The 3,120-nt window shown below is 43.7% G+C and carries 4 protein-coding genes; 1 reads left to right on the top strand and 3 read right to left on the bottom strand.

The window, feature by feature from the left end:
- From AB4653_RS07605 to AB4653_RS07595, 3 genes are all read right to left on the bottom strand, one after another.
- The coding region (locus AB4653_RS07605) for a LysR family transcriptional regulator (protein ID WP_372103733.1) at nt 1-302 on the bottom strand (302 nt) is incomplete at its 3' end.
- 99 nt (nt 303-401) lie between these two features.
- Nucleotides 402-1,145: a copper homeostasis protein CutC gene (locus AB4653_RS07600; protein ID WP_009848274.1), complete on the bottom strand. Its 744-nt coding sequence runs from the start codon at nt 1,143-1,145 to the stop codon at nt 402-404.
- Between the two features lie 317 nt (nt 1,146-1,462).
- Nucleotides 1,463-2,071, bottom strand: coding sequence for a peroxiredoxin C (locus AB4653_RS07595; protein ID WP_009848275.1), 609 nt, complete (start codon nt 2,069-2,071; stop codon nt 1,463-1,465).
- Nucleotides 2,072-2,280: 209 nt separating this feature from the next.
- Between AB4653_RS07595 and AB4653_RS07590 the strand changes: the two genes are divergently transcribed.
- Nucleotides 2,281-3,120 (top strand): hydrogen peroxide-inducible genes activator (locus AB4653_RS07590; RefSeq protein WP_372103730.1); only part of this gene is annotated, 840 nt, incomplete at its 3' end.

Here is a 3,120-nt window from a genome sequence, read left to right as displayed (position 1 = left end):
GTGTAATCGATCTCTTTCGGATCAAAAGTGTTTGATGTATTAACCGCGATAGATAGACCGTCCATGAACGGTTTTATTTGATTGGTGAGCTGCTCTGAAAATGCCGTAGGTTGTAAGCCTCCATGAACCTTTACGAAAAGGTCATCGTTGAAGTGGTGTCTTAGCTTTTGTAGGGCTTGGCTAACCGCTGGCTGAGAAACGAATAAACGTTCCGCAGCCTTTCTGGTGTTTTTTTCTTGATAAACAATAAGAAATGTTCGTAACAGGTTTAAATCAAGAGAGCTGAATAAGTCTTTAGCCATATCTGTCCATGAAAATTTTCTGTGCTATTAACTCTAATATACGCCAGTCCGCTAGATTCGTCAGCGTGGTTCTCTGGATTTGTGTTAGTGACGATTACCCTAAGCGGTGAGGGCAGCTCTCACATTGGATATCTTATTCGCATTAGTTACTGGTATCTGATAATCATCAACATCATTACTGCCCATTTGAGCGCTTGAATTGCTTTCCATTAGGCTGGGTCTTGTCGATTTACCTGAAAGGTGAAGTGCAGGTACTTGGGTGGAGCTTTGAATCATTTTGGCATTCGTTGCGTTGACGCCTGCACCAGCCATTATATCGATTCTGCCATCGGCTTGTTTGACCATATCTGCGAGCACATTGATGCCTTGCTCTGCATTAATAGCAAGCCCTGACGTCAGGATTCTTTCACATCCAAGCTCAATAATCTGCTCTAACGCTACTTTATAATCCTGAAGCTGGTCGATTGCACGGTGGAAGGTGATTGCTAGTTTGAGTTGGTGAGCCTTGCTTGAGAGAATTTGCATTGCAGACATATCAATCTCACCATCAGGTGTTAGTACACCCAGAACGACGCCATTCAACCCTGCTCTCGCACAAGCTTCAATATCTTCCAGCATACAGAGTATATCGTCATAATCGAATATGAAGTCACCTTGTCTCGGTCGTATCATGGCATAAACTGGTACGGACGAAATTTTTGCCGCTTGCTTCATCATTCCGAAGCTTGGAGTTAACCCGCCAAGTGCTAATGAAGAGCAAAGCTCAATTCGATTCGCGCCACCAGATAGTGCGTTATATAGAGATTCTAAGTTATCGATACAGACTTCAATTTCGGTGTTCATCGTATTTATCCGTTCAAAAAGATACGGACGAAATCATAACAACCTAGATACGGATATGAATAGGTGGTAGCAGAGGAAAATAGGGGTAAAGTTTGTTCTTGTAACTGCCTCTATTAAATGTTGCAGAGGCGGTTTGGGTAGATAATTGTCGTCGGAGAGAGATGAAAAAAGCCCGAAGCGTTAACTTCGGGCTTTTAATAGGACTTTACTTCTTAACTGATTGGCGGTGCGCTTTGCGCTATTAGCTTATGCTTTATTTCTCTTTATAGAGAGTCTTCCAACCATTAACCCGCGTTGAGTTCGGGCTTAAGAGGTAATTACTTGCTTAGGTCGTCAGCGTGCTCAGATAGGAATGCAGCAACACCTTGTGGAGATGCGTCCATACCTGATTTACCTTCTTCCCATTGTGCAGGACATACTTCACCGTTCTTCTCGTGGAAGTTTAGTGCGTCTACCATGCGTAGCATTTCGTCGATGTTACGACCTAGTGGAAGATCGTTAACTACTTGGTGACGTACAAGGCCGTCTGCGTCGATTAGGAAAGAACCACGGAAAGCAACGCCTGCTTCTGGGTGCTCAACATCGTATGCTTTGCAGATTTCGTGCTTAACGTCAGCAATTAGAGGGTATTTAACTTGACCGATACCGCCGTCAGCGATAGCAGTGTTACGCCATGCGTTGTGAGAGAATTGAGAATCGATAGAAACACCGATTACTTCAACGCCTTTAGCTTGGAAATCTTCTAGACGGTTGTCGAAAGCGATTAGCTCTGAAGGACAAACGAAAGTGAAGTCTAGTGGGTAGAAGAAAACTACCGCTTTCTTACCTTTAGTGAATTCTGCGAAGTTGAAGTTATCAACGATCTCACCGTTACCTAGAACAGCTGCTGCAGTAAAGTCAGGGGCTTGACGACCTACTAGTACCATTTGGAATCTCCTAAAAAATTAGTTGGCCCAACACATCTTTGTTTGGGCTCCGTTTCTACGGGACAAACTATAGTACAATCGGTACTATAGAAAAAAGCGAATTAAATAGATTAAGTTAATCGAAAAAAGCGATAAGCTTATTCTTTGTCCGTTCCTTAGGTCAAATGACCTTCACTTAAGTTATCCTACTCATATTTCAAAGTAATTTCATGAATAAATGGCCAAGTCTTAAGCAACTTCACTATCTTGTTACTCTTCACGAAACTCGCCACTTTAGCGACGCTGCGGATCGCTGCTTCGTGAGTCAATCGACACTAAGTAAAGGCATTCAAAACCTGGAAGAACTCATTGGTTGTCCTCTCTATGAGAAGAAAGATAAAAAGAGCCCATTGGTTTTCACTCAAGCGGGTGAGCTGGTGGTTAAGCATGGTCGAGAGTTACTGGCGAAAGGGCAAGACTTGGTTGAGCTCGGAAATCTATGTAATGGAGACGCGATGCAAGGGCAGTTGCGAGTAGGGTGTATTCCTACTATTGCTCCATTCCTATTGTGCGATTTGGTACAAGAAGCGAACCAACGTTTTCCACAGTTGAACTTGTTGTTACGGGAAGACACGACAACTAACCTATTGGCTGCGTTGCGTCATGGTGAGTTGGATGTACTGATTCTGGCTTTGCCTGTCGATATCGACAACATGGAGAGCAAAGTTGTTGGGCAAGACCCTTTCAGAATGGTAATCAGCCGCAATCAAGCCGATGGTATTCGTGTTCCGATTAAATATGATGACCTGCCAGACGAATCTGTATTCTTGTTGGAGAACGAGCACTGCTTAACCGAGCACGCGGTATCAGCTTGTAAGCTAACCGACAAAGAGAAGATAAACCCGTTCACCGCCACAAGCCTACATACGTTGGTACAAATGGTGGCAAATGGTTTAGGAACCACCTTTATTCCACAAATGGCGATCGATCATGGTTTGTTGCAAAATCAGAATTTAGTGGTGATTGACCCTCCCGGTCAACAAGCTTATCGCGATATAGGCCTTGTATGG

The sequence above is a fragment of the Vibrio sp. 10N.222.48.A3 genome, from assembly GCF_041475345.1.
Classification (GTDB): Bacteria; Pseudomonadota; Gammaproteobacteria; order Enterobacterales; family Vibrionaceae; genus Vibrio; species Vibrio tasmaniensis_A.
The sequence above is the reverse complement of the archived record's forward strand: the minus strand, read 5'-3'. Positions and strand labels throughout refer to the sequence as shown.

Bases quoted from the DNA above. Each gene is read 5' to 3' on its own strand.
- AB4653_RS07600 (WP_009848274.1), bottom strand. From the start codon at position 1,145: ATGAACACCGAAATTGAAGTCTGTATCGATAACTTAGAATCTCTATAT.
- AB4653_RS07595 (WP_009848275.1), bottom strand. From the start codon at position 2,071: ATGGTACTAGTAGGTCGTCAAGCCCCTGACTTTACTGCAGCAGCTGTT.